We start from the raw sequence: 26,544 nt of genomic DNA, 5'->3' as shown, positions 1-26,544 counted from the left end.
CCCTCATCCCAGGCACCTCAGAATTTGACGACGGCTCGGACCCCATAGGTACGCGGTGCCCCATAGATGATGCCGCCATCGGCGCTCGACGAGCTCTGGATCTGCGACGCGATGTAGAGCTTGTCGGTGAAATTGTTGACGAAGCCCTCGAGCTTGTAGTTCTCGGCGATCTGCAGCGTCACCCGCGCATCGAAGACGTCGCGGCCCGGCACGATCGTGTTGAACGTCGGGAACGGCGTCGCGACCTGCTCGGAGAGGTGCGACCATTGCACGCGCGGCGTGATCGAATTGCCGCTGCCGCCGAGCACCACTTCATATTGCACGCCGGCGTTGAGCGTCCACTCGGGCGAGAAGGGCAGCACGCGGCCGTCGGGCACGAAGCGCAAGTTGGTCGGGCAGCCCGGATCGGTGCCCGCGGCGTTGGTGTCGGTGATGCAGCTGTTGCCGTGGAAGCGCGCGTGGAGATAGCCCGCGCCGGCATTGAACCCGAGCCCGCCGAACTGGCCGGTGATCTCGAGCTCGGCGCCATAGGACCGCCCCGCCGCGGCATTCTGCGTGATCGGCAGCGAGCCGAGCAGGCTCGAGAGCTGGATGTCCTGATAATCGGAATAATAGACGTCGCCGTTCACGCGCAGCCGATTGTCGAGCCACTGCGTCTTGAAGCCGGCTTCGTAGACGCGGTTGGTCTCGGGCCCGAAGTTGGGGGTGCCGACGGTGAGGTTGACGCCGCCCGCCTTGTAGCCCTGCGACGCGGTGACGTAGAGCAGATTGCGGCCGAAGTGATAGTTGAGGCCGACCTTGCCGGTGACCTTGGTCGAATGCTGCACCCCGATCGCGCCGGTGACCGGCACGGCATTGGCGACCATGAAGCGGTCATAGACCTGCTGGTCGTCGGAATAGCGCGCGCCGGCAACCACTTCGAACGCGTCGCTCAGGAAGAGATTGACCTGGCCGAACACCGATTTGGTGGTGTTGTCGGCCTTGGTGCGCGTCGTCGAGGTCGAGCTGACCAGCTCGGTGGTGTGGTTGTTGTCGCGCAGCTGGAGCAGCTTCACCGTCTCGTCGAGGTAGAAGGCGCCGACCACCCAGTTGAACTGGTGCTGCCCCGAGGAGAGCAGGTTCGCCTCGGCCATGAAGGTGTCGAACTTGGTCGAGGCGTAGCTGATCCGGCCGACGTTCCCCGCGGGCGGACGCGGCAGCGCGGTGGCGGTGCGGTCGCCGTCGGTCTGGTCGTAGGTGTTGAGCTTCTGGTAGGCGACGAGCGTGCGGAAATCGACGCCGCTCGCCACCGCGATCTTGGTCTCGCCCGAGAGGCGGAAGCCGTCCTGGTTCTGGAACGAGCGCGCATCCTCCTCGATCGTGAAGGGATCGGTGGAAACCGTGTCGTTGCGGCGCTTGACGGCATTGTTGTCCGACTTGGACTTGAAATAGTCGAAGCGGATGTTGCCGCGGATCGCTTCGTCCGACGAGCGCACTGCGAGGTTCACGCGGCCCGCCCAGAGATCGAGGTCGCCCGGCTGGCTGTCGGCGCGCGCGATGTTGGTGGTGAAGCTGTCGCGCCGGTCGCGCACGCCCGCGACGCGGACCGCGATATTGTCGCTGAACGGTACGTTGAGCGCGCCGACGACCTTCAGCGCCTTGAACGAGCCGTAGCTGCCGTCGAGATAGCCCGAGATGTTGTCATATTCCGGCTCGGGCGTGCGGACGTAGATCGCGCCGCCGGTCGAGTTCTGGCCAGTGAGCGTGCCCTGCGGCCCGCGCAGCACTTCGATCGTGCCGATGTCGTAGAAGCTCTGGCCGATGAACTGCTCGTGCGGGATCAGCTGGCCGTCGATATAATAGGCGACGCCAGGGTTCGAGGTCGGCGCCGACTGGGCGATGCCCACGCCGCGGATGTTGATGAAGGTCGAGCGGTTGAAGGTGTTGATCGCCACCGACGGCGCGATCTGCTGCACGTCGGCGACGCTGTTGACGCCCTTGCGCGAGATCTCGGTCGCGTCGAGCACGGTGGCCGAGATCGGCACCTGCTGCAGGCTCTGGTTGCGGCGCTCGGCGGTGACGACGATCTCGGTGAGGCCGCCCTCGCTGCTCTCCTGCTCCATCCCGGCGGGAGGCTGCGACGCGCTCCCCACCTTGTCCTGCGCCGCGGCATCCTGGGCCGAAGCGATGGCGGGGAACGCCAGGGCCAGCCCGGCGGCGCCGGCGAACATCATCGAACGCATTGCGATCTTGCGCATTCAGTCCCTCCCAAGGGTTATGGGCGCTTTCCCGCGCCTCTTCCGTACCGCCTCTGTTATCATCCGCCCGGCAGACTGCAAGCGTTTTCATTATGTGACATAACTAAATCGGAACGAGTGTGGCTCCGCTGTCACGGGCGGTGTCGAGCGACCAGATCGCGGCGGCAAGCGCTTCGGCCTCGCCGGGCGCGAACGGGCGATTCGCACGGGCGGCGCAGTCGAGGAACTTGGCGGTGAGCGCCTCGTCCGAGAGCGGAGCGCTGGGATGGCCGGCTGCAATCTCGACCCAATATTTCAGTGTGCGCCCGTCGCGGAGCTGGACGCGCAGGCCCCCGGAGGCGGCGCGATCGCGCCCCCAATCGGGACGTTGCTCATAGTCGACCAGTGCCGCGAGGCGCCGCCGCTCGGGGTCGGCGAGCAGGTCAGGGGCAAAGCTCTCGAGCGTCACTTCGGGATCGAGAAGGGCGGCAGCGATGGTGTAGGGTATCGAGAATTTGGCGTCGATCACGGTGGCGGGCGAGCGCTTCTGCTCGGCGGGCTCGACGAGCATGCGCTGGACGTCGCCGCCGATCGCAGTGATCCGGGCGATCTGCTCGGGCGCGAGGCCGTGTGTCGCGCGGAGGGCCTGCACCGCTTCGATATAGGCATGCGTGCCCCGGCAGGCGGGCCAGCGCTTGAGGGTGAGTTGCTCGATCCAGAAATGCTCGCCCAGGCCATCGAGGATCGCGGCGGGATCGAACTGGCTCTCGGCGAAGAGGCGGAAGAAGCCCGCCTTGCCCTCGAACGGCGCTTCGAACCCGCGCACCCCTGCCCTCGCCAGCGCCGCCGCCTTGACGGCCGCCTGCGCCGGGAAGGCCTCGCGGATCGCCCGGATCACCGTGTCGCGGCTGTATTTGATCTCGCCCGGCATCACCGCCTGGCACAGCATCAGCGAGAAGGCGTCGCGCGCCTGTCCGGCATCGAGCCGCCGCAGCCGAGCCGCCGCCGCGACTGCGCCGAACGCGCCCAGGATCGGCGGCGGATACCAGCCCCCCGCCTCCATCTCGCGGCGGAGACTCAGGCCCAGCCGGCAGACGAGGTCGCACCCCACCGCGATCGCCGCGAGCAGGTCGCGGCCATGCACCGGGCCATGCGCCTCGGCGATTGCCAGCGCCGCGGGGAGCAGCGCCGCATCGGGGTGGCTCGGCGCGGCATCGAAGGCGTCCTCGAAGTCGAGCGCATGCGCCATCGCGCCGTTGGCGAAGGCCGCCATCTCGGCGGAGACGCGCAGGCCGTGGCCGAGGATCGACGCCCGCCCCTCGCCGTTCGCCGCGGCATAAGCGACGAACGGCCGCACCTCGGGGCTCTCGCCACTCGCCGCGAGCATCACCCCGAGCCCGTCGAGCAGCGCGCGTTTCGCCGCGTGGAGCGTGCTCCTAGGCAGCGCCTCCGCCGGGAAATCCGCGACGTGCGCCGCGATCCTCGCGCTCAATCCGCTCGCCGAATCCATCATCCGCCCCTATGAAAGCGCTTTCGTTTGTGGCTTGATGCCGCATGCGCGCTGCGCCTGTCGAGATGAAAAGGGAGAGGATGTCGATGCTTGCCGCACCCCAGGCCATGGGATCCAAGATCCGCTGGCGGCTGATCGTGCCGACGATCTTCTTCATGCTGCTGAGCTCGATCGACCGGGTGAACGTGAGCTTCGCCGCGCTCCACATGAACGCCGACCTCGGCTTCTCGCCGAGCCAGTACGGCTTCGGCGCGGGAATCCTCTTCGCGGGGTTCCTGACGGGGCAATATCCGAGCGTGCTGCTGCTCCAGCGGATCGGCTTCCACCACTGGCTGGCGGGCTGCGCCTTGCTCTGGGGTGGCTGTGCGGCGGCGATGGCGTTCATCGACAACCATGTCGAATTCTATGTGCTGCGCGTGCTGCTCGGCTTCGCCGAGGGCGGGCTCGCGCCGGGGATCGTGCTTTACCTCAGCCAGTTCGCCACCGAGCGCGAGCGCGCCACCACCTTCGCGATGCCCATGCTGGCGATCCCGATCTCGGTGGTGATCGGCGGCCCGCTCTCGGGGCTGCTGCTCGGCATGGCGGCGCCGTTCGGGCTCGAATCGTGGCGCTGGATGTTCCTCGGCGAGGCGCTGCCGACGCTGCTCTTCGCCGTGATCGCCTGGTTCTGGTTCGCCGACACGCCCGACCGGGCGCGCTGGCTCACCGCGGAGGAGAAGCGCTGGCTCTCGCAGAACGCCGCCAACCGCCAGGAGACCGCGCGGCGGAACGACTGGTCGGTGCTCGCCCGGCCGCTCGTCTGGGCCTCGGCGGCGCTGTGGTTCTGCCTGCTCGCGGGCTCCTACGGCATCATCTTCTGGTTGCCGCAGATGGTGAAGTCGCTCGCCAACCTGCCGCCGCTCGAGATCGGGCTGATCAACGCGCTGCCCTGGGCAGCAAACGCGGCGGGGATCTACATCGGCGCGACCAGCTCGGACCGAAGCGGCGAGCGCTTCTGGCACATTGCCATCCCCGCAATGGGCATGGCGATCGCAATCATCGCCGCCGCGGCTGCGGGCGCGAGCTTCGCGGGGCTGGCGGCGCTGTTCGTCGCCGGCTTCTGCCTCGGCGCGGCGCAGGGCGCCTTCTGGGCGCTGCCGACGCGGATGTTCACCCCCGCCACCTTCGCGGTCGGCGCGGTGGCGATCAACATCACCGGCAGCTCGGGCGGACTTGTCGTGCCCTGGCTCGTCGGCGGCGTGCGCGAGGCGAGCGGCGGCTTCTGGGCGCCCACGCTGCTGCTCGCGGGCTTCCTGCTTACCGGCGCCGCGATCGTCCTCGTGCTGCGCGGCGTCGCGGTCCGGCGCGGCGAGGCGGCGTGAGCGGCTTCGACCTGCTCGCGACGGGGGACGTCGGCGCCAAGCGCGCGGACCTCGCCTCGATGTTCGCGAGCGTGCGGCCCTTGTTCTCGGCGGCACCCGCGGTGTTCGGCCAGCTCGAGACGGTGGTGACCGATCGCGGCGCGATGGCGCCCAACGCCCGGCTCGCGATGCGCACGCCGTCCGCGCTCGCGCCGGCGCTGCGCGAGGCGGGGTTCACCATGATGTCCTTCGCGGGCAACCATTGCCTCGACTGGGGCTATGAGGGGTTCGGCGACACGCTGGCCCATATGGCCGAGGCGGGCGTGGCGCTCGCGGGCGCGGGCACGACACTCGCCGAGGCCTGGCACCCCGCGTACACCCAGATCGGCGACACAAGGATCGCGCTGGTCGCGGCGAGCTCGATCCTTCCCGAAGGCTATGCCGCAAGCGCGGACCGCGCCGGCTGCGCCCCGATGCGCGCGCATACCTTCTACGAGCAGATCGAGCACGACCAGCCCGGCACGCCTGCGCGCATCCGCAGCCATGCCGACCGCAGCGACCTCGCGAGGCTGATCGACGCGATCCGCGCTGCGCGCGCCGCGGCCGATATCGTCCTCGTCTCGCTCCACTGGGGCATCCACATGGTCCGCGGCACGCTCGCTGAATATCAGCCCGAAGTCGCGCATGCCGCGATCGAGGCGGGCGCCGACGCGATCCTCGGCCACCACCCGCACCTGATGAAGGGCATCGGCTTCCACCGCGGCAAGCCGATCTTCTACAGCCTCGGCAATTTCGCGATCGAGCAGCCGCACGTCTGGGACCCGGCGATCACACGCACCGAGAGTTTCCGCCACCTCGTCAGCCTCAACCCGAGCTGGAGCATGGACGCGAGCTACATGCTCCCGGAGGAGACGCGGGTCACCGGCATCGCGCGGCTGCGGATCGAGGACCGGAAACTCGCGAGCGTCGACTTCCTCCCCTGCTGGATCGGCGACGACAGCGCGCCCCGGCCCGCTGCACCGGGAACGCCGGAGTTCGAACGGATTCTGAGCTACCTCATCGAGGTCACCCAAGCCGAAGGTCTCGCGACACGCATCACCGCGCAGGGCGACGCGCTGGCGCTGAGCCCCGCCTAGCCGGACCGGCATTCGCCACGCGCCGAGTCGGGGCCGGAAGCGCGACTGAAAAGTCACAAGAGTCACACCCCGTCGCCCAAATTCCGGTGCCTGTCCCTCTCAAGCTCGAACCGCGGCCGGCCTGCTCCAGCCGCGCCAGCCAAGCAGGCGAATTCCTACATTGCAAGCCGGCCGGACCGCGGGCTTCCGCCCCCTCGGGGACGGATCACCGGATGTTTCCGGTGCGTGACGCTTGCCTTCGAGCCATGATTCAACCGACTGTGCCGGGAAACCTCGGGGAGGCATGTGTGTGGGGGGCTCGATGATGCGGCTGGCGGCGATGATCCTGGCATTCTGGCTGCCGGCCCAAACCGACCAGCCGGGCGACACCTATGAGCTCGTCAGCGTGCACGACACGCAGACGGAAAGCGAAGGCTCCACCGGCAGCACCCACGACCAGGACAGCCTGCAGGAGCGCGTGATCGCAGTGCGCGACGGCGGGCTGATCCTCGAATACGACCTGCCGCCAGGCACCAGCGAGGACGATCGCGCGCGCAACTGGCAGTTCCCGGTCCGCGTGCTCAAGCCGGCGAACGGCCCGATGCAGCTGCTCAACGAAGCCGAGCTCGCGGCGCGGGTCGACAAATGGCTCGCCTGGGGCGGCCTCACGCGCGCCGCCTGCGGCCATTGGGGCTTCAGCTGGACCGCCTATCGCATCGAATGCGATCCCAAGTCGGTAATCCGCCTGCTCGAGACCTATGACCTTCGCCCCGGCGAGCTTCGCGACGGCGCGCCGTTCCGCGATCCCGGCGCCCGCGCCGCGGCGGCGCTGGTGAGGACGCAGGATTCCTCGGGCCGCGCGATCTTCAAGGTCGAGCTGGCGATCGACCCCGAGACAGTGCGCCGCGAGCGGGCCGAGACGGACGTCGCCGTGGCCGAGATCAACCGGAAGCCGGTCACGCTGGAGACCGCGCTCCAGGCGCATGCCAAGGAGCAGATCGCGGGCACGATCACGATCACCTTCCTGACCGACGCCGCCGGGCAGGTGCGCCGCCGGACCCGGCTGACCAGGACGACGATCACCCCGCCCGGCGGCCGCACCGAGACGCAAACGAGCACCGAGACGCTGGAACGCCGCCCCGCCACTCGCCGGCCCGCGGCGGACCAGGGCCCGACCGCGTAGAGCGATATCCATGTTCCGGCCTGCCCAGCCCCAGACCGTCATCCCGGCGACAGCCGGGACCCAGGGTTACAAAAGACAGCGCTCGCGACTCCTGGTTCCCGGCTTTTGCCGGGATGACGACCTTGAGCTGGGGTCTTACCCAAATTTCAGCATCACTCGCAGCCCGCCGATCTCGGGAAAGCGCGTCGGCAGCGGTTCGCCGTCGAGCTCGAATCGCGGCAGCCGCTCGAGCATCGTCTCGAGCGCCACCACCATCTCGAGCCGCGCCAGCGCCGCGCCGACGCACATGTGCGTGCCGCGCCCGAAGTGGAGCGAATCCTTCATGTTGGGCCGGTGCAGGCGAAAGCTCGCGCCGTCCTCGAACACATCCTCGTCGCGATTGGCCGAGGCATAGACTAGCGCGACCGGCTCGCCCGCGGGGATCGTCCGCCCGTGCAGCGTCACGTCGTGCGTCGGCGTGCGCGCGAAGCCGCGATAGGGGGTGTAGAGCCGGAAGAACTCGTCCATCGCCGCGGGGATCAGTGACGGGTCGGCGCGGAGCTGCGCCTGCAGGTCCTGGTCGCGCGACAGATGCACCGCGATCGAGCCGATCAGCACCGTCGGCGCGATGATCCCCACCACCAGCACCTGGCGGATCGTTCCCACGATCATCTCGTCGGGCAGCGCCTCGCCGTCGACGCGCGTCGCCAGCAAGGCGCTGGTCGCGTCGAGCTCCGGGTCGAGCGGCTCGGCCTTGCGCTCGGCCACCAGCCGCCGCGCCATGTCGTAGAGCAGCAGGCTGGTCTCCTTGGTCGACGCCATGTCGTTCGACTGGACCGCGATATTGTAGCGCTTCCCCACCTCGGCGAGCTCGTTTATCCGCTCGGGCGGCAGGTTCATCCAATGCGCGAAGACGCGGATCGGCATGCGCGCACCGAATTCCTCGCAGATGTCGCCGCCACCCTTCGCCGCCATCGCATCGAGCAGCTCGCGGCAGATGCCGCGCACGATCGGCTCGAAGCGCGCGACCTTGCGTTCGGTGAGCAGCGGCGCGAGCGCGCGGCGATAGGGGGTGTGCTCGGGCGGGTCGAGGTGGAGCGGCGGCCGCCGCCCGGTGAAGGCAACGGCGGGCACGACATTCTGCTTCGAGGTGATGAAGGTCGCGCTGTCCGCCGCCGCCGCCGCGACGTCGGCGTGCTTCATCAGCGCCCAGAAGCCGCCCCACGCCTCGCTATGCGCGACGGGGCATTCGGCGCGCAGCCGAGCATAGTCGCGGTGCGCGCTGTCGAAGTCTTCGGGCAGGAGCGGATCGAAATCTTGCATGCCTGGGGGATTATGGCTTTATGAAAGCGCTTGCAATGGCTTTTCGTGCCGATCCGCTGGCCCTAGCATTCAACCGGATGAAGCGGGGCATTCCCAAACTCGACGATGTGGCGCGGCAGGCGGGGGTTTCGGCCGCGACCGTCTCGCGCTTCCTCAACAACCCCGGCATCGTCGCGACCGCCACGGGCGAGCGCATCCGCGCCGCGATCGAAGCGACGGGCTATGTGCCCGATCTGGTCGCGGGCGGCCTCGCCTCGGCAAAGAGCCGGCTGGTCGCGGTGCTGGTGCCCGACGTCGCGCAGTCGATCTTCAACGCGACGGTCGAGGCGATGGTCGAGGAGCTGTCGATCGACGGGCACAGCGTGATGCTGGGGCTCACCGGCATCGAGAACGCCCGCATGCCGCAGCTGATCTCGGCCGCGCTTTCGCGGCGGGCGGACGCGATCATCCTGACCGGCATCCTCTCCGACAAGCCGTCGCGCGACCTGCTGATCGGCCGCAACGCGACGGTGATCGAGACCTGGGGCCTGCCGCCCGAGCCGATCGACGTCGCGGTGGGCTTCTCGCATCATGCGGTGGGGGCGGACGTCGCGCGCTTCCTGCGCGGGCGCGGCTATCGCCGGCCGCACCTGCTGAGTGCGTCGGGCACGCGCGCGATGGAGCGGCGCCAGGGCTTCATCGACGACTGGACCGCGGCGGGCGGCGAGACGCCGACCGAGCAGATGTTCGCCAGCCAGACGCGCTTCGGGCACGGCCGCGCCGCGTTCCGCGCGATGCGCGAGCTGGGGACGGCGCCCGACGTGGTGGTGTGCAGCTCGGACTGGCTGGCGCAAGGGCTGCTGGTCGAGGCGATGGCGGCGGGGGTGAAGGTGCCCGACGAGCTGGCGGTGGTCGGCTTCGGCAACCTCGCGATCGCCGCCGAGATGCGCCCGACGATCACCACCGTCGACATCGACGGCGCGCGGATCGGGCGCGAGGCGGTCAACGTGCTGCGCCGCCGCGCCGCGGGCGAGACGATCGCGGAACGGCACATCGATGTCGGGTTCCGGCTGATCGAGCGCGAGAGCGCCTAGTTTTTTACGCGTCACCCCGGCGAAAGCCCGGGCCCAGGGTTGCAGAGGACGTCGCTGGTGGCCCTGGGTCCCGGCTTTCGCCGGGATGACGGTTGGGGTTTATTCCTTGATGGTTCGCCCCCTCGCCACCCGCGGCGCCACCGACAGCAGCACGATCGCCCCGATCAGCACCGCCGCGCCGATCGTCTCGGCCAACGTCGGTGCCTTCAGTCCCCAGATCCAGTGGAGCAGATAGGCCGCCGCGATCCCCGCCACCAGGCTCGACGCGCGCTCCATCGGCACGCAATAGCTGTTCTCCGCCGGATCGAGCAGGATGATCGCCGCGAACACCGAGATGATCGTCAGCGTGAGGCCGATGCCGACCAGCCACCAGATGACGGGATCGCTCCATACCGCGAGGAAGCCCCAGCCGAGCTCGCCTGCCTGTCCGCCCAGCCCCGACGCCGCGACCGCCGCGAGCGCGACCACCGAGAGCGGCAGCGCGATGATCTTCTCCTCGACGAAATAGCGCCGCACCGAGGCCGGATCGCCGCTCTTCGAGACGCGCGTCATCACCGCCAGCCGCAGGAAATAGCCGATCGTGTAGAGCACCACCGTCAGGATCGCGAGCGGCGGCAGGTCGAACCCGCCGCGCTGCTGCACCACGAAGCCCAGCGCCACCGCGACCATGAACAGCGCCACCCAGCTCCACCAGCGCACCCGCCGGCCGAAGATCAGGTCGACCAGCGGCGCGATGATCAGGATGTCGCCGCGCATCAGCAGCTGGATGAAGGGAATGCTCACCCCCTGGAAGGTGAAGGACAAGGGCACGGTGAACAGCACCAGCGCAGTGCCGATGCCCGAAAGGAAGGTCGCCCAGGTCGGCACCGGCAGCCCCGTGCCGGGGAGATGGTGCGCGTCGCGGTGCCAGCCCGAGAGCCAGATGAAGGCGTAGGTCAGCACCAGGCTGAGGATCAGCGAGGCGGGCAGCGTCTCGAGGCCCGTCAGCGGGCGGCCGAGCCCGGCGTGCGGAATCGAGGTGACCAGCTTGGTGAGGACGATGTTGGGGAGGTAGCTCAGGAAATAGAGCAGCACGATCCATTCGAGCGACAGCCGCCCAGCCGCGCGGCGGGTCATGCCGCTTCCACCACCACGCGGTCGCCCGCCACCCGATAGCGCGCGTTGAGCCCGGCTTCGGCGGTGACCGCGGCCATATAGTCGACCGTCTCGCCGAAGCGCGCATCGTCGGGCGCGAGCACCCGCGGCACCGCGTCGCGATCGATCCACAGGGGCAGGAACCCCGCTTCCACGATCCGCCCCTCCTTCACCTCGAGCCGCGCGATCATCGACATGCGCGCGGCGGCGGGGAAATTGTAGAGGCTGTCGAAATCGGGCACCCAGTCCTCGGCCAGCGACTGGATTTCCTTGAAGCTCTTGCTCGCGGCATGGACGGGATCCATCCGCAGGTCGCAGGCGAAGTTGCACAGCGAATAATAGACCGGCTTGCCGTCGATCAGCTCCATGCCCTTGAGGATATGGGCATGGTGGCCGAGGATCGCGTCCGCTCCCGCCGCGATCGCCGCGCGCGCGACGTCGCGCTGATAGTCGGCGATCGTCGCGCGGACGAAGTGGATGCCCCAATGGTGCGAGACCAGCACCACGTCGGCCACCTCGCGCGCGGCGCGGATGTCCGCCTCCATCGCGGCGAGATCGTCGCGGTGCGGATAGCTGTGGATGCGCGGTGGCGTGCCCGGCTGGTCGTGCTCGATCTGCTCGTAGATCGTATGTGCCCGCATCGGCGCGCAGCCGGGGCGGCGCTCGTCGGCCCAGTATGACATCGGCAGGATCGACGAATAGGCGAGCACTGCGACGCGGGTGCCGTCCCCGAGCACCGTGATCGCCGGCGCACGCGCCTCGGCGATGTTGCGCCCCACGCCCACCACCGTGACGCCCGCGGCCTCGAGGTTGGCGACGGTCTCGAACATCGCGTTATTGCCCCAGTCGAGGCAGTGGTTGCCCGCGAAGGAGATCACGTCATAGCCCGCCCGGCCCACTGCGGCGGCCGCCTCGGGCCTGGTCAGCACCGCGTGGCGCGCCTGGGGCAGCCGCGTGCCGCGCTCGGCGAAGCTGGTCTCGAGCTGGCCGAACGCGAGGTCGGCGCCGGCCAGCAGGTCGCGCGTCGCGGCGAAGCACTCGTCGGGATGCTCGCGGTCGGGGGCGATGTCGCCGGTTGCCAGGATCACTGCCATGCGTCGTTCCTCTCCGGACCTTCGCTAGCGCGCGATGCAAGCGCTTTCAATCGTCCAATCGTTTCCTGCTCGCTTCGCCCGCCGGACCCTCGAGGAACGCCACGACCCGCGCGTCCAGATCCGCCTCGGCCGCTTCGTCGCGGACATAATTGTCCATCCCCAGCTCGAGCACCGCGATCCCCGCCTCGCGCAGTGCGCGGATCACCAGCGGATCGGCGTCGGAGAGCGCCACCGCGCCGTCGCACTGGTGGAGCCGCGCTTCCTTGACGTGCCACGCCCCCGCCCAGCTCGGCATGCGCAGCTCGTCGCCCATCGTCACGAACCGCGCCGCGAGCGCCCGGACCAGGTTGCCGCCGTGATGCTCGCGGATGTAGCCGTCGGCGGCGAGGCTCAGATACATCGAGCAGACGAACACCGCGCCATGGCTCTCCTCCCATCGCTGGTAGAAGCCCATGTCGCTCCACAACCCGCGTCCGACGAACATCAGCCGGATGCGTTCGTTCGGGCACGCCGCCTCCCCGGCGGCCGCGCGCGCGGCGACTTCGTCGTGGAAGGCCTGCGCCGCGTCGCGCGCCCATTCGGTGCCGCGATGCCATTGCGGCACCATCGTCGCCGGCATGGTGTCGACCACGCTCACCGGCGCGGGCACGGTTCGCGCGACCAGGTCGCGCGTCGCGCGGTAATGGCGCTGTTGCGCGTTGACGAGGTCCATGATGTGCTCGAGCCGCGCGGGGTCGAGCGTCCGCCCGGTCAGCGCCTCGATCTGGCCGATCGCCTCGCGCAAGCCGGCCTCGAACAGGTCGAGCCGCTCGGGCTCGATCAGGTCGTCCCAGCCGTCGGCGAGCCCGTCCCACCAGTCGATCGGGATGTCCCAGCGGCTCTCGATGCTGCGCTCATAGGATTGGAGCAGCGCGCCCGAGCGTTCGGCCCAGGCCTCGAAGATGCGCGCGGTGGCGTCGGTGATCAGCACCGCGCCGAGCAGATCGGGCCTTGGCAGCCCGCCCCAGGGTGCCCGTTCGGCATCCTCCTCGAACAGCGCGGCGATGCCCTGCGCGCTGTACGCCTCGACGTCGCCCGGCAGGTCATGCGCGCGGAGCAGCGCGGCGTAGCGAGCCGACTGCTGCTTGGCGGCGACGATCGAGGCCCACCACTGGTTGACCACGAACGGCACGCCCAGCGCACGGAGGATTTCCTGGGGGGCGTTGGCGTTGACCGCTGCGAACGGCTCGCAATTGGCCGCCTGCGCTCGCACGGTTGCGAACCACTCGCGCTGATAGGCGCCGAAACGCGCGATCGCGTCCAGCGACTTGCGGCTGCGTGCGGGACGCGGGGTGCCGCGTTGCGGCGCTTCGAAAGGGGCCTCGTGCGCGGGCGTCTCGCCGGCCAGGGCCGCGGCAATGCGTTCGGGCGTGATCGGGTCCTCGGCGAGGAACAGCGGCCGATCGCCCAGCGCCTCGCGCAGCGCGGCGACCTCCCAGGGCGCGCTGTCGTCATTGGCGATACGCAGGTGGAGCACCCCCTCGACATCGAGTGCCTCGGCCCGGACGGCAAGGCTCCCGGCACGTCGGGCGGCGTTCGAGAACGGCCCCGAGCGCGGCGCGAGCGTGGTTGCGGCGAGCGCGTTGATCGGATCGCCGGCGGCGTGGAGGTCGCGGCGCGCGCGGAGCTCGCCCCAGCCGTGGTTCTCGCCGAGGATCAGCAGCCCGGCGGCTTCGATCGCCTCGACGACCGCGATATCCTCGATGTCCGAGCCGCTCAGCAGGAAGCGGCGTCCTTCGCGGCGGGGCAGGTCGCGGATCGCTTCGAGTGCTGCGCAGCATTCCGGCGACGGCAGCACTGCCGCGCCCGCCAGGATCGCATGCGCATCGGTTCCGCTCAGCCGACCCTCGGCGCGCAGGCCGAGCACGTCGCGCAGGAGCGCCCTACGGCGATTCCCCGCCTCGAAGGCGCCGGTCCAATCGGCCGCGCCGCCCAGCCACGCTGCCGCTTGCTCGATCCTGGCACGGTTGTACGTCCGCGTTGCCGGGCGATCGATCGTCAGCAAGTCGAGGAAGTGGACGTCCGGCTTCGCGATCGCGCCCGTCCGCGCCAGCTCGCGCAGCGTCGCGAAGATCTGGGGCTGCTCGGAATCGGCGTGCGAGATCAGCAACGCATCCTCGCGCGGCAGCGCGACGATCGCCGCGAGCAGCGCCCGGCCTCGCACACCCATGGTCTCGGCGTTGACCAGCGCGTCGATCGCTTGCGTGTCGATCCGCCGGTCGGGCACCAGCCGCACCGGATGCTGGCCGAACGCCTCGACCAGCTCGTACGGCAAGTCGCTGCCCAGCATCCACACGACTCGCCGTTCGCCACGAACCTGCGCCGCCACCGCGCCCGGATCGGCCGCGGCCGCCCGGAAAGCGGCAAGCGCCTCTCCGGCCGTCACGCGATCACGCCTTGGTCGGCGAGCGCCGCCAGTCGCGCCGGATCATAGCCGAGCAGGTCGCCGAACACTTGGCGGTTATGCTCGCCGATCCGCACCGGCAGCACCGCGTCGAACCCCGCGCGCGCGCGCGAGAAGCGGATCGGGATGCCCGCGGTGCGCAGCTCGACCGAGCTGGCATAATCGGGGTGCGACACGGCATTGGTCTCCTCGCGTGCCAGCACGCGCGGGTCGACCAAAGCTTCCTCGGGATGGCGCACCGGCGCCACCGGCACCCCCTTCGCCTCGAGCCGCGCGACCACTTCACTCACCGGCAGCATGCACGACCAGGCGGTGATCAGCGCCTCGAGCGTATTGGCGTTGGCGACGCGCCCGTCGCGCGTGGCGAAGCGAGGGTCCTCGATCAGCTCGGGCCGGCCCATCGCCTCGAACAGGCCGAGCGCCAGCTTGTGGTGCACCGCAACCAGCGCGATATAGCCATCGACGCAGGCGAACACGCCGAACGGCGAGAGCCGCTGCACCGTCAGCCCGGTGCGAGCCGGCATGTCGACCGCGCGCATCGCCGCCCAATTCTCGATCGCGACGAACGAGGTGAGCGCGCCCAGCATCGAGATGTCGACATGCTGCCCCTCCCCGCTCCGCTCGCGCTGGTGGACGGCCGAGAGGATGCCGATCACCGCGAACACCGGTGCGAGCATGTCCGCCACCGGAATACCCATCCTGACTGGGGGGTGGTCGGCATCGCCGCTCGTGTACATCGCGCCCGAGAGCGCCTGGATGATCACGTCCATCGCCTTGCCGCCCTCGGGCTGGTCGGCGCCGAAGCCGCTGAGCGAGCAGTAGATCACGCGGGGGTTGGCGGCGCGGGCCGCCTCATAGCCCACGCCCAGCCGGTCGGCGGTGCCCGCGGTGAAGTTCTCGACGACGATGTCGGCGGTGCGGACGAGATCGGCGAACACGTTGCGCGCTTCGGGGTGCTTGAGGTTGAGCGCGACCCCCTGCTTGCCTCGCGCGCGCGTCAGGTGCGAGACCGAGAGGTCGTCGGCATGCTGGCGCTCGATCGTGATCCCGTCGCGCCCGACATAGGGGCTGTTGTCACGCGCGAGGTCGCCCCCCTTGGGGTCCTCGACCTTGATCACTTCGGCGCCGAGCCCGGCGAGCAGCAGCGTGGCATAGGGGCCCGCGAGCGCGCGGGTGAGGTCGATCACGCGCAGGCCTTCGAGCGGGCGGGGAAGATCGGTCATTCGGTCAAAAGTCCCAGTTCGGCGAGAATCGCCGCGGTGTCGGCCCCGGCCGGCTGCGCGGGGCGCGGAGCGACGGGCGGGGTTTCGGAAAGGTGGATCGGCGAGCCGATGTGGCGGAGCGAGCCGGTCTCGTGCGGCACCTCGATCGCCATGCCGCGCGCGCGGTTGTGCGGATCGGCGAGCGCTTCCTCGACGCTGTTGATCGCGGCGAATTGCGTGTCGGCCGCGCCCAGCAGCGCAAGCCAATGGTCGCGCGGCTGCTCGGCGAAGCGCGCCTCGAGCCACGCGACGATCTCGGGCCGGCGCGCGGCGTCGTTCTGGAGCGGGATGAAGTCGCTCCGCCCCATCGCCTCGCAGAACCGCTCCCAATAGCGCGGCTCCATGTCGGTGGTGACGAGGAAGCCGCCGTCGGCGCAAACGTAGATGCCGCAATCGGCGCGCGCGCGGCCGCGCGGCGAGGCCTTGGTCGGATCCGGGTTGCGCGAGATCACCGGCGCGATCAGCGCCATGGCGCTGTCCGACATCGCGATGTCGACCTGCTGGCCCCGGCCCGTCGCCGCGCGGGCGTGGAGCGCGGCGAGGATGCCGATCACGGCGTTCGAGCCGCTGAGCAGGTCGGCGACGGGCACCCCTGCCGAGCCGGGCCGCTCGGGGTTCTCGCCGATCCGCGACAGCGCGCCCGATACCGCCAGCGCGACCGGATCATGGCCGGGCTTGTCACGATAGGGGCCGGTCTGGCCGCAGAGGCTCACCGAGCAATAGACCAGCCGCGGGTTGATCGCCGCGACCGCGTCATAGCTCCAGCCCATCGAGGCGAGCACGCCGGGGCGGTAGTCCTCGACCAGCACGTCGGCGGTGCGCAGCAGCGCTTCGATCGCCGGCCGCGACTCCTCGGCGCCGGGATCGAGCAGCATCGACCTCTTGCCGCGCGCGAAGATGTCCTGCGCGCGGATGCGGGCGCGCTCGGCGTCGCTGAGACGGTCCCAGCCGAACACCTTCGCCTGCTTCGCCAGCTCGCGCGGATGCTCGATGCGGATCACGTCGGCGCCGAGGTCGGCAAGCATCCAGGTGCAATAGGGCCCGGGGAGGAATTTGGAGAAGTCGACGACGCGGATGCCGTCGAGCGCGGGTCTGGTCATGCAGGGCTCCGGAGGAACAGGGGGCCGGGCAGCTTCACCGCATGCCCGTCGATCTCGGCGTCGCGCCACAGCCCGCGCGCGGCGAGATGCTCGCTGGCGAGGACGTCGCCGACGCCGTCGATCGCCGAGAGGCCCATGCCGTGGGCGTTGGAAAGCCGGGTGAGCTCGGTGCGGCTCATCGTCGCGAGCCAGGCGGCGACCAGCCCCTCCCAGCGCCGGAGCGTCTCCTGCGGCATGTCGGCGACGAGAATCGCGTCCCAGTCGACTTGCGCGAGCTCGCCCGCCATCGCGCCCATCTGGGCGACGAAGGCACGCATCATCGGCGGATTGTCGACCAGCGCCCAGGTGACATGCCCGTCGGCCGCCTGCCAGATCTGCCGCACGCCCGACTTGCCGCGCACGAGCAGGTTGCCCGTCCGCGCGCCGATCCGCCCGGTCCAGCCCCAGGTGAGCGGCTCGCGGTAATTGGCGAGCACTGCCGAGCGATAGGCATAGACCTGGACGCGTTGCCCCGCCCCGCTCGCGGCGCGGGCGTGGAGCGCGGTTAGCGCGGCGATCGCGCCCTGGATGCCGGCGAGCGCCCAGGCCTGGCGGCCGGGGAGGTTCAGCGGCGCGCGGTCCGGGTCTCCGCCGATCGCGACGAGGCCCGAGCGCGCCATCAGCGTGAGGTCGGTGGCGTGGCGAGCGGCGTTGGCGCGACCGGGCTCGAAGGCGAGGATCGCGACGTCGATCAGCGCGGGGTGCGTGCCGACGTCGGCCTCGAACGCCTCGGGTCCGCGCAACAGGATGTCCGCTCCGGCGACCAGCTCGCGAGCGCCTTCCAGGTCGAGCGCCACCACGCGCTTCCCCCGCCGGTCCATCGCCACTTCCGCTGCGTCGCCCTGCGGCGGGCACCACTCGACCAGCGTCACTGCCGCGCCCAGCTCGGCGAGCATCACCCCGGCATAGCCGCCGAGCCCACAGGTCAGGTCGACCACCTTGAGATGCCCCAGCATCACGACAGCACTCCCGCTTCCGCGAGCGCGGCGATCTCGCCAGCATCGATCCCGAGCATCTCGACGAAGACCTGGTGGTTGTGCTCCCCCAGCCGCGGCGGCGGGCCGACGACCACTTCCGAAGCCGAGAAATCCGCCGGCGGTCCGGGCATGTCGCATGTCCCCAGCACCGGATGCGAGATCGGCACGAAATGGCTGCCGAGCACCAGCTCGGGATCGCTGAACACGTCGCGCCCATCCGCCACCGCTTCGGCGGCGATCCCCGCCTGCTGGAGCCGCTCGGCGAGGATGTGCTTGTCCTGCCCCGTGGTCCACGCCGCGAGATCGTCCCCCGCCATCGCCTCAAGCCGCGCCCGCCCGGCCTCGTCGCGCACGTCGATCGCGATCCACTGGTCGTGCCCGCGCGCCGGATAGACGCCATGCGGCACCGGCTTGGCGAATCCCTCGATCTGCGCCCGCGCGATCACGTCGCCGAGCACATGGACCAAGGGCTCGACCTGCGACACGTCGAGCCGGCTCCCCTCGCCCGTCACGCGGCGATGCTCGAGCGCGGCGAGCACCGCCACCGTCGCGAACATCGGCGCGACCACGTCGCCATAAGCGAACGGCGGCATGTGCGGCTCGCGGTCGGGCCAGCCCGACAGCGCCGCCAGCCCCGACAGCGCCGCCGCCGAATTGCCATAGCCGCGCAGATCCGACATCGGCCCCTCGCGCCCCGCGACGCTCACCGACAGATAGATGAGATCGGGCCTAAGCGCCCTCAGCACGTCGAACCCCAGCCCGATCCGCTCCATGAAGCCCTTGCCGAAATTCTCGACCACGACATCGGCCCAGGCGACGAGCTTCTTCGCCACGTCGATCCCGCGCGGATCGGAGAGGTTGATCGTCACCCCGAGCTTGCTGGTGTTGGTGATCGCGAAGAAGGCCGAACCATCGGGATCGCGCTTGCCGTTCTTGAACGGCGGGCTCAGCCGGCCGAGGTCGAGGCGCTTGCGGCTCTCGACCTTGACCACCGTCGCGCCGTGATCGGCCAAGTCCTTGGTCGCGCGCGGCCCTGCGCCGACCCAGCTGAAATCGGCGATCTTCACGCCCGCGAGCGCCCCGCTCATCGCATGCCTCCACACGTCAGGGTGCGCCCCGCCCGCCGCTCGGCGACGAGCGCGGCGGCGCGGTTGGCGATCGCCTCGCCGTCGACGCCGAAGCGCGACAGCCGCCGGGCGAGCCGCATCGAATTGTCGCGGTAGAGCGCGTCGAACCGGTCCTGCGCGCCCGGCGCCGGATCGATGAACGCCACTCCGGCGTCGCGGGCATATTGCGCGCCCGCCTCGGTCGCCTTCTCGATCCCCTCGGCGAGCGCCGCTTCCCACACCGCCTCGCCGCGGGTGAACAGCGCCTGGTCCGCGGGGCTCAGCGAGCGCCACACCCGCTCGCTCATCGCCCGCGCCGGATAGGCGCCGCGCGGGATGCGCAAGGTCGAATAATAGCGCCCGACCTCGGCGAGGTGCATCGCGCGCAGCGCGTCGGGGGGCGCCACCACGCCATCGATCACCCCCTTGGCCATCGCGGGATAGACTTCGGCCATCGATAGGTTGACCGGGTCCGCACCCAGCGCCTCGAGCACCGCCGCGGTATCCTCCTGCGCGCGCAGCCTGAGCCCGCGCAGGTCCTCGAGGCTGCGCACCGGGCGCCCGCGCGTCAGGATGCCGGGGAAGCCGCCGCCCTGCACCGCGAGCACGTGGAGCCCGGGCATGTCGGCGTCCATCTCGGGGAATTGCTCGGCGACGCAGCGGTAGATGGCGATCTGGTCGCGGATGCTGCCGATCCCGCTGTAGAAGCTCGGCTGGCTGCGCTGGAGGTGTGCGCTGCGCGCATACATCGGCGTGATCATCCCGATGTCGGCGACGCCGTGGCGGATCTCGACCATATTCTCGTTCGAGCTGAGCAGCGCCCCGCCCCAATAGGCCCGGATGCGGATGCGCCCGCCCGATTCGGTCTCGATGAACTTCATCCAGACGATGTCGGCGCGGCTGAAGGTGTGCGTCGCAGGGTAAGGGCTGGCGTAGCTCAGCACGCGCACCCCGGGCTCGGGCCTGGCTCCGCAGGCGGCGAGCAGGAACAGGAGCAGCAAGGCGGAAAGGCGCGTCATTTGAGCAGCTCCGGCAGCCACAGCGCGAGCCCGGGCACGGCGATCAGAAGCGCCAGATGGAGGAAATCGCTGAGCAGGAACGGCACGATCCCGCGGAAGATCGTCCCCAGCGAGATGTCGCGCGCCATCGAATGGATGACATAGACGTTGAACCCCAGCGGCGGATGGACGAAGCCGATCTCCATCGTCCGCACCAGGAAGATGCCGAACCAGATCGGGCTGAGCCCCAGCCCGCCGACCACCGGCAGGAACAGGGGGATCGTCAGCAGCATCAGCGCCAGCCCGTCGAGGAAGGAGCCGAGCAGCAGCAGCACCGCCGCCATCGCGATCACCGCGAGCAGCGGGTTGGCGCCGTCGCCATGGACGAAGCTCGCGAGATGCTCGGGGATGCCGGTGACGCTGACGAAGGTCGAGAAGAGGATCGCGCCGATCACGATCACATAGATCATGCCCGTGGTCTTGAGCGTCTCGACCAGCGCGCCGTGGAGTGCCTTGACGGTGAGCTTGCGGCGGAAGGCGCAGAGCAGCAGCGCGCCGACGCAGCCGATCGACGCGGCTTCGGTGGGGGTGAACCAGCCCACCACCAGCCCGCCGACGACGAAGCCCACGAGCAGCCCGATGTCGAGGATGCGCAGCATCGCCTCGCGCCGCTCGGCCCAGCTCGCGCGCGGCGCCGCGGGGCCCTTGGCGGGGTCCAGCCGGCAGAGCAGCACGATCGCGACGACATAGAACAGCGCCTGCGTCACCACCGGCGCGATCGCCGCGGCGAAGAGCTTGCCGATCGATTGCTCGGCGATGATCCCATAGACGATCAGCGCCCCGCTCGGCGGGGTCAGCGAGCCGAGCGTGCCGCCGGCCGCGAGGGTCCCCGTCGCGAAGCCCGGCTTGTAGCCCTGGCGCCGCATCTCGGGCAGCGCGACCGCGCTTACCGTCGCGACCGTCGCGAGGCTCGACCCGCTGATCGCGCCGAACCCCGCGCAGCCGCCGATCGACGCGATCGCGAGCCCGCCGCGGCGGTGCCCGATCAGCCGCGAGGCCAGCTCGAAGAAGTCGCGGCTCGCCCCCGCGGCGAAGCAGAGCTGCGCCATCAGCATGAACAGCGGCAGCACGCCGAGCTCGTAGCGCGAGAGCGTGTCGAACGAGACGACACCTGCCTTGATCAGCGCCGCCTCGGGCGAAATGATCAGCGCGAGCCCCGCCATCCCGACCAGCGCGAGCGCCGCGCCGATCGGGATGCCGCCGAGCAGCACGAGCAGCAGCGACACGAAGCCGAGGATGCCGACAAGCTCGGGCGTCATCCGCGCGCCTCGCGCCAGAACTTGACGAGGAACAGCCCGGCGATGATCCCCGCCGCGGCGATCCAGATCAGCCGGAACCAGCGCAGCGGCAGGCCGAGCAGCTCGGTCATCTCATGCGTCGGCCACAAGTCGATCGCGATCCAGATCGATCCGGCGAGCAGCAGCGCGAACGCCAGCGCGCTCGCGGCATGGCCGGCGGAGAGGATCGCCCGGCGCACCCCCGGCGAGACATGGTCGACCAGCACATGCACCGCGGCGTGGCGCCCGGCGAGCGTGGTCAGCACGATCGCCGCCGACGTCGCAGCGAGCGCGGCCATCTGGAACAGCTCGATCGAGCCGAGCAGCGCGAAGCCGAGGTGCCGCCCGGCGACCGCGATCGCATCGGTCGCCACTGCCACCAGCAAGGCGGCGGCGCCGATCACCTCGACGATGCGCGTCAGCCGATTCGGCGGCGCCTTCTCCCCTTCCGGCTCTTCCAACATCCCCTCGCTCTGCCGCGCCGTCTATCGGGCCGGCAAACATGTTATTACATATAACCATAGATTCATTCAACTGTTTCCGGAACTGCCCCTGACGTTGCGCGGGCCGGCGTTCTGCGATAGCGCCCTGGGTCCACCACCGGCATGGAGGCCACGCGATCGGGAATGGCTAGGGCCGCGAAGCAGCGCGACGGCATCCTGCTGGGCCGGCTCGGCGAGGCGCTGGGCTTCCGGCTGCGGCGCGTGCAGAACCAGCTCTCGCGCGATTTCCAGGACCGTTCGAAGCGCTGGGACCTGCGCTCGGGCATGTTCAGCGCGCTCGAGATCATCCGCGCCAATCCGGGCATCTCGCAGACCGATCTCGCGCGCGAGATCGGCATGGACAAGTCGGTGATCGTCTCGCTGATCGACGACCTCGAGCGCCGCGACTGGACGGTGCGCGAGCGCTCGGGCACCGATCGCCGCCGCTACCAGCTGCTGATCACCCCGGCGGGGGAGGAAGCGGTCGCGACGCTCGTCGACAACATGCTCCACGTCGAGCACATCGGCCTCGCCGCGCTCACTCCCGAGGAGCGCGAGGTGCTGATCCGCGCGCTCGACAAGGTCTACCGCGCCTATGTGCGTCCGCTGGCCTGAGGCGGGTTCGGCATTGCAATGTTGGAATCCGGCTGCGAGCGTCGGGGGCGCTCTTTCTCATCGTGACGTGCACCGAGAGCGGTTTTCGATCGGCTGAATCCAAGGAAGGTTTTTCGACATGATTGGTGTCAACCGTGTCAACCGGTCCAACAATCCGAACCGGCGTCCAAAACCGTCACCCCGGCCTTGTGCCGGGGCCCACCAGGGGGCGAGGGCTGGGATAGAAGCTTCAGGTCTGCCGCGGTGACTGGGTGGCCCCCGGCACAAGGCCGGGGTGACGGCGAATTTGGAGAGAGCTTCAGCCTTCCTCCGGCCAGTAGAGCCGCATCGGATTGTCGACGAGCAACTTTTGCCGCAGCGCCTCGGTCCCCGCGATCTCGGGGATCACGTCGACGATCAGCCCGTCGTCGGGAAGCACCGTCTCCATGTTGGGGTGCGGCCAGTCGGTGCCCCAGAGCACGCGGTCGGGATAGGCCTCGACCAGCGGACGGACCGAACGGACGAAATCGGCATAGGGCGGCCCCGCAGCATCCAGCCGGTCGGGGCAGGTAACCTTGGTCCAGATGTCGTCGCGGCTGTCGAGCAGCGCGCGGAACGCCTTCATGTCCGCGCCGTCGGGGCCCTGCCGGACGTCGGGGCGGCCCATATGGTCGATCACGATCGCCGTCGGGATCGCGGCGAGGAAGGGACGCAGCTCCTCGAGGATGTCGGCCTCGAAGTACACGACCGTGTGCCAGCCGAGGCGCTGGATGCGATGCGCGACGTCGAGGAACCGGTCCTTGGGCGCATCGTCGACCAGCCGCTTGAGAAAGTTGAACCGCACCCCGCGGATGCCGCCGGCGTGCAGCGCATCCAGTTCCTCGTCTGCAATCGCCGGGTCGACTACCGCGACCCCGCGGCAGCTGCCGTTCGAGATCGCGATCCCGTGCAGCGTCGCGCGATTGTCGGTACCGTGGCAGCTCGCCTGGACGATGACGTTGCGCGCGAAGCCCAGCCGCTCGCGCAGCGCGAACAGTGCCTCGGGCCCGGCGTCCTGCGGGAGGTACTTGGCCTTGGCGCTGAACGGGAAGTCGGCCGCGGGTCCGAAGACATGGCAATGCGCGTCGATCGCGCCCGCGGGCGGCACGTAGCGCGGCTTGCTGGGGTTGGCGTGCCAGCTGCGGATGCGGCCGTCGGCGTCGATCACGTCGCTCATGCGAAGACTTCCCCGTCCATCAGCTTGCGCGCGGTGCGCAGCATCCCCGCCTCGACCGGCCGGCCGGCCGCGTCGACCGTCACCACGCATTCGGTGACGCCGCTGGGGTGCTCGACCCCAAGCGTCTTGCTCCGCCCCTCGGGGACGCGGGCGAGCGCCGCCGCGGGCGAACCCTCGACCAGGCAGGCGGTCGCGACGCTCACCGCCCCGAGCACGCCGATCGAGGCATGGACCCGGTGCGGGATCAGAGAACGGACCGCGATCGCACCGCCCTCTCGCGGCGGCGCGACGAGCATCATCTTGGGCACCGACTTCTCGGCGACGTCGCCCAGGTTCATCAGCGGCCCCGCCTTGAGCCGGACGGCCTCGACCCTGGCCTTCATCGCCGCATCGGCATCGAGCGTCTCGCGGTCCTCATAGCCGGTGATGCCCATGTCGGCCGCGGCGATCACCACGCAGGGCATGCCGTTGTCGATCAGCGTGCAGGCGACCCCGTCGATCCTGTCGACGCCATTGCCGGTCGGCAGCAGCGCCCCGCAGCTCGATCCGGCGGTGTCGCGAAAGGCGAGCGGGATCGGCGCGGCGGTGCCCGGCATGCCGCTGATCGAGGCATCGCCGGCATAGGTCACTACCCCACCCGGCGTCCGCACCGTTGCGACCGCGACTTGCCCCGTGTTCTCCATGAAGATCGCGACGCGCGTCTCGCCGTCTCGGGCAGCGATCAGCCCGCGCTCGATCGCGAAGGGCCCGACGCCGGCGAGCATGTTGCCGCAATTCTGGCTGTCGGCGACGATCGCCTGATCGACGAACACCTGAAGGAAGAGATAGTCGACGTCGACGCCCTCGCGCTCGGACTTGCTGACCACCGCGACCTTCGATGTCAGCGGATCGGCCCCGCCCATCCCGTCGATCTGGCGCGGATCGGGCGAGCCCATCACCCGCAGCAGCAAGGCGTCGCGCGCGGCGGGATCCTGCGGCAGGTCGTCGGCAAGGAAAAAGCCGCCTTTCGACGTGCCGCCGCGCATCCACATGCAGCGCACGCCGTCACTCATAGCGCAGCCCCATCGCCTCGAGCTTCCCGCGCATGTCGTAGATGTCGAGCCCCAGCTCGCCCGCCGCGAGCCGCTTGCGCTTGGCTTCCTCGGCTGCCTCGCGCGCCTGTGCCTTCCCGAGCACCGCGGCGGCATCCTCGCGACGAACCACGCACACCCCGTCGTCGTCCGCGACGATCACGTCGCCCGCTTCGATCGCCGCACCGGCGCAGACGATCGGCACATTGACCGACCCCAATGTCGCCTTCACCGTCCCCTGCGCGAATACCGCTCTCGACCAGACCGGAAAGTCCATCGCGGTCAGGTCGCGAACGTCGCGTACCCCCGCGTCGATCACCAGCCCCCGGCATCCGCGCGCCATCGCCGAAGTCGCGAGCAGGTCGCCGAAATAGCCGTCGAAGCAGGGCGAAGTCGGCGCGAGCACCAGAATATCGCCCGGCCCGAGCTGCTCGATCGCGACATGCACCATCCAATTGTCGCCCGGCGGCGCGGAGATGGTGACCGCCGAGCCCGCGATCCGCGCGCCTGGATAGATCGGACGCAGGTACGGCGCGAGCAGCCCGGTCCGGCCCTGTGCCTCATGGACCGTCGCGACGCCGGCGTGTCCCAGCCCGTCGATCACCGCCGCTTCGGCGCGCACGATGTTCTGGATCACTCTCCCGGCCATGCTCGTCTCCATGCGTTCGCGCCGAGCTAGGCCCCTGCGCGGGACACCGGCAATTCGAGTTGCGGGACAGCAATAAGATTTTGCGATAGAAGGGCACGATGGCCGGGCCCTTCGATCTCAACCTCCGCCATCTGCGCGCGGTCTCGGCGATCGTCGCGCAGGGCAGCATGAGCGCCGCGGCCGAGGCCGTCGGACTCTCGCAGCCGGCGCTGACCCAGGGCGTCGCCAAGCTCGAGCAGCGGCTCGGCGCCCCGCTGTTCGAGCGCCACGCCGACGGCATGACCGCCACCCCCGCCGGCACCACGCTCTCCGTCCGCGTCGACGCCGCGATCGCGCATCTCGCCGGCGCGGTCCGATCGAGCGGGCGCGGGTTCAACCGACCCGAACTGCTGATGACCAGCACCCAGCTCCGCGCCTTCCTGGCACTCGCCGATGCCAGCGGCTTCGCGCGCGCCGCCGACGCGACCGGGCTCTCGCAGCCCGCACTCCACCGCGCGGTGCGCGAACTCGAGCAGATCTGCGGCCACCCCCTCGCCGAGCGCCGCGGCCGCGGCGTCGCGCTCACCGTGCGCGGCAACCGGCTTGCGCGAGGGGTGCGGCTCGCCGGCGTCGAGCTCGGCGCCGCCATCGCCGAGATCCGCAGCGAGGGCAGCCTCGAGGTCGGCAGCCTCACCATCGGCGCGATGCCGCTGTCGCGCGCGATGATCGTGCCGCGCGCGATCGCCCGCTTCACCGCCGACTATCCGCGCGTCCGCATCGACGTGGTCGAAGGCTCGTGGCGCGAACTGATCGACCCGCTGCTCGACGGCGTGCTCGACTTGACGATCGGTGCCCTTAGAGATCGCCCGCCCGCCGGGCTCGACCAATTCCCCCTGCTCACCGATCGCCTCGCCGTAGTCGCACGCGCGCAGCACCCGCTTGCGCCGGAGGCCGCGCCCGACCTCGACGCGCTGGCGCGCTATCCCTGGATCGTCGGCCAGGCGAGCACGCCGCTGCGCGCGCAATGGGAGCGGCTGTTCGCCGGCCGCGCGCCGCCGCCGGCGCCGATCGAATGCGGATCGGTGATGGTGATCCGCGAAGTGCTGCGCGAGAGCGATTTCCTCACCCTGCTCTCGCCCGATCAGGTCGCGCTCGAAGTCGCGTCGGGCGTGCTCCGCACGATCGGCCCGCCGCTCGACGACAGCAACCGCATCATCGGCGTCAGCACGCGCGAAGGCTGGCGCCCCACCCCGGCACAGGCGCATTTCCTCCATCTGGTCAGGCAGCTATCCGGAATTCCGGAAAACCAATAGCCATCCGCGAAA

22 protein-coding genes are annotated in these 26,544 nt (G+C 70.0%); 6 read left to right on the top strand and 16 right to left on the bottom strand.

The window, feature by feature from the left end; genetic code table 11:
• Positions 1 to 17: 17 nt before the first annotated feature.
• Both J7495_RS16915 and J7495_RS16910 read right to left on the bottom strand, forming a co-directional pair.
• On the bottom strand, positions 18 to 2,237 hold the full coding sequence (locus J7495_RS16915) for a TonB-dependent receptor (protein WP_294057983.1): 2,220 nt from the start codon (positions 2,235 to 2,237) through the stop codon (positions 18 to 20).
• Between the two features lie 103 nt (positions 2,238 to 2,340).
• The gene (locus J7495_RS16910) at positions 2,341 to 3,708 is read right to left on the bottom strand and encodes an MmgE/PrpD family protein (protein ID WP_294057982.1); all 1,368 of its coding nucleotides are present in this window, start codon (positions 3,706 to 3,708) and stop codon (positions 2,341 to 2,343) included.
• Between the two features lie 125 nt (positions 3,709 to 3,833).
• Here J7495_RS16910 and J7495_RS16905 point away from each other — a divergent pair, with 125 nt between their 5' ends.
• From J7495_RS16905 to J7495_RS16895, 3 genes are all read left to right on the top strand, one after another.
• Positions 3,834 to 5,087, top strand: coding sequence for an MFS transporter (locus J7495_RS16905; RefSeq protein ID WP_294057981.1), 1,254 nt, complete (start codon positions 3,834 to 3,836; stop codon positions 5,085 to 5,087).
• Positions 5,084 to 6,202: a CapA family protein gene (locus J7495_RS16900; protein WP_294057980.1), complete on the top strand. Its 1,119-nt coding sequence runs from the start codon at positions 5,084 to 5,086 to the stop codon at positions 6,200 to 6,202. Before J7495_RS16905 ends, J7495_RS16900 begins: the two co-directional genes overlap by 4 nt.
• Before the next feature lie 283 nt (positions 6,203 to 6,485).
• On the top strand, positions 6,486 to 7,364 hold the full coding sequence (locus J7495_RS16895; RefSeq protein ID WP_294057978.1) for a hypothetical protein: 879 nt from the start codon (positions 6,486 to 6,488) through the stop codon (positions 7,362 to 7,364).
• 135 nt (positions 7,365 to 7,499) lie between these two features.
• On the opposite strand, the gene J7495_RS16890 is transcribed toward J7495_RS16895, so the two are convergent.
• The gene (locus J7495_RS16890; protein WP_294057977.1) at positions 7,500 to 8,666 is read right to left on the bottom strand and encodes a cytochrome P450; all 1,167 of its coding nucleotides are present in this window, start codon (positions 8,664 to 8,666) and stop codon (positions 7,500 to 7,502) included.
• A gap of 77 nt (positions 8,667 to 8,743) precedes the next feature.
• Between J7495_RS16890 and J7495_RS16885 the strand changes: the two genes are divergently transcribed.
• Positions 8,744 to 9,739, top strand: coding sequence for a LacI family DNA-binding transcriptional regulator (locus J7495_RS16885; RefSeq protein WP_294057976.1), 996 nt, complete (start codon positions 8,744 to 8,746; stop codon positions 9,737 to 9,739).
• Between the two features lie 99 nt (positions 9,740 to 9,838).
• Here J7495_RS16885 and J7495_RS16880 read toward each other — a convergent pair whose 3' ends face one another.
• The 10 genes from J7495_RS16880 to J7495_RS16835 are packed head-to-tail and all read right to left on the bottom strand — an operon-like array spanning position 9,839 to position 21,693.
• A complete protein-coding gene (locus J7495_RS16880) occupies positions 9,839 to 10,855 on the bottom strand; it encodes a hypothetical protein (protein WP_294057975.1) in 1,017 nt (338 codons plus the stop codon).
• Positions 10,852 to 11,967, bottom strand: coding sequence for a CapA family protein (locus J7495_RS16875; protein ID WP_294057974.1), 1,116 nt, complete (start codon positions 11,965 to 11,967; stop codon positions 10,852 to 10,854). The genes J7495_RS16880 and J7495_RS16875 overlap by 4 nt, the downstream gene beginning before the upstream one ends.
• 46 nt (positions 11,968 to 12,013) lie before the next feature.
• The gene (locus J7495_RS16870; RefSeq protein ID WP_294057973.1) at positions 12,014 to 14,392 is read right to left on the bottom strand and encodes a 2-hydroxyacyl-CoA dehydratase family protein; all 2,379 of its coding nucleotides are present in this window, start codon (positions 14,390 to 14,392) and stop codon (positions 12,014 to 12,016) included.
• Positions 14,389 to 15,633 carry a CaiB/BaiF CoA-transferase family protein gene (locus J7495_RS16865; protein ID WP_294057971.1) on the bottom strand — a complete coding sequence of 415 codons (1,245 nt, stop codon included), beginning with the start codon at positions 15,631 to 15,633 and terminating at the stop codon, positions 14,389 to 14,391. Before J7495_RS16865 ends, J7495_RS16870 begins: the two co-directional genes overlap by 4 nt.
• Positions 15,630 to 16,772: a CoA transferase gene (locus J7495_RS16860; protein WP_294057969.1), complete on the bottom strand. Its 1,143-nt coding sequence runs from the start codon at positions 16,770 to 16,772 to the stop codon at positions 15,630 to 15,632. The genes J7495_RS16865 and J7495_RS16860 overlap by 4 nt, the downstream gene beginning before the upstream one ends.
• The gene (locus J7495_RS16855; protein WP_294058011.1) at positions 16,769 to 17,767 is read right to left on the bottom strand and encodes a CoA transferase; all 999 of its coding nucleotides are present in this window, start codon (positions 17,765 to 17,767) and stop codon (positions 16,769 to 16,771) included. Before J7495_RS16855 ends, J7495_RS16860 begins: the two co-directional genes overlap by 4 nt.
• The gene (locus tag J7495_RS16850; RefSeq protein ID WP_294057968.1) at positions 17,767 to 18,876 is read right to left on the bottom strand and encodes a CoA transferase; all 1,110 of its coding nucleotides are present in this window, start codon (positions 18,874 to 18,876) and stop codon (positions 17,767 to 17,769) included. The genes J7495_RS16855 and J7495_RS16850 overlap by 1 nt, the downstream gene beginning before the upstream one ends.
• Positions 18,873 to 19,913 (bottom strand): TRAP transporter substrate-binding protein DctP, encoded by a 1,041-nt coding sequence (gene dctP / locus J7495_RS16845; RefSeq protein WP_294057967.1) that lies wholly within the window; start codon positions 19,911 to 19,913, stop codon positions 18,873 to 18,875. Before dctP ends, J7495_RS16850 begins: the two co-directional genes overlap by 4 nt.
• On the bottom strand, positions 19,910 to 21,211 hold the full coding sequence (locus tag J7495_RS16840) for a TRAP transporter large permease (RefSeq protein ID WP_294057966.1): 1,302 nt from the start codon (positions 21,209 to 21,211) through the stop codon (positions 19,910 to 19,912). The genes dctP and J7495_RS16840 overlap by 4 nt, the downstream gene beginning before the upstream one ends.
• Complete coding sequence (locus tag J7495_RS16835; protein WP_294057965.1) at positions 21,208 to 21,693, bottom strand: TRAP transporter small permease subunit; 486 nt, start codon at positions 21,691 to 21,693, stop codon at positions 21,208 to 21,210. Before J7495_RS16835 ends, J7495_RS16840 begins: the two co-directional genes overlap by 4 nt.
• A 162-nt stretch (positions 21,694 to 21,855) precedes the next feature.
• Here J7495_RS16835 and J7495_RS16830 point away from each other — a divergent pair, with 162 nt between their 5' ends.
• On the top strand, positions 21,856 to 22,326 hold the full coding sequence (locus tag J7495_RS16830; RefSeq protein WP_294057964.1) for a MarR family transcriptional regulator: 471 nt from the start codon (positions 21,856 to 21,858) through the stop codon (positions 22,324 to 22,326).
• A gap of 298 nt (positions 22,327 to 22,624) precedes the next feature.
• On the opposite strand, the gene J7495_RS16825 is transcribed toward J7495_RS16830, so the two are convergent.
• Genes J7495_RS16825 through J7495_RS16815 form a run of 3 tightly spaced genes read right to left on the bottom strand, consistent with a single transcriptional unit; the run spans position 22,625 to position 25,240 of the window.
• Positions 22,625 to 23,521 (bottom strand): amidohydrolase family protein, encoded by an 897-nt coding sequence (locus J7495_RS16825; RefSeq protein ID WP_294057963.1) that lies wholly within the window; start codon positions 23,519 to 23,521, stop codon positions 22,625 to 22,627.
• A complete protein-coding gene (locus J7495_RS16820; protein WP_294057961.1) occupies positions 23,518 to 24,573 on the bottom strand; it encodes a 4-oxalomesaconate tautomerase in 1,056 nt (351 codons plus the stop codon). The genes J7495_RS16825 and J7495_RS16820 overlap by 4 nt, the downstream gene beginning before the upstream one ends.
• Entirely contained in the window at positions 24,566 to 25,240 is a 675-nt protein-coding gene (locus tag J7495_RS16815; RefSeq protein WP_294057960.1) for a 4-carboxy-4-hydroxy-2-oxoadipate aldolase/oxaloacetate decarboxylase, read from the bottom strand. Before J7495_RS16815 ends, J7495_RS16820 begins: the two co-directional genes overlap by 8 nt.
• Before the next feature lie 98 nt (positions 25,241 to 25,338).
• On the opposite strand from J7495_RS16815, the gene J7495_RS16810 reads away from it, so the two are divergent.
• Positions 25,339 to 26,532 carry a LysR family transcriptional regulator gene (locus tag J7495_RS16810; RefSeq protein WP_294057959.1) on the top strand — a complete coding sequence of 398 codons (1,194 nt, stop codon included), beginning with the start codon at positions 25,339 to 25,341 and terminating at the stop codon, positions 26,530 to 26,532.
• Positions 26,533 to 26,544: the final 12 nt, after the last annotated feature.

The sequence above is a fragment of the Sphingomonas sp. genome (assembly GCF_017745215.1).
Classification (GTDB): domain Bacteria; phylum Pseudomonadota; class Alphaproteobacteria; order Sphingomonadales; family Sphingomonadaceae; genus Sphingomonas.
The sequence above is the reverse complement of the archived record's forward strand: the minus strand, read 5'-3'. Positions and strand labels throughout refer to the sequence as shown.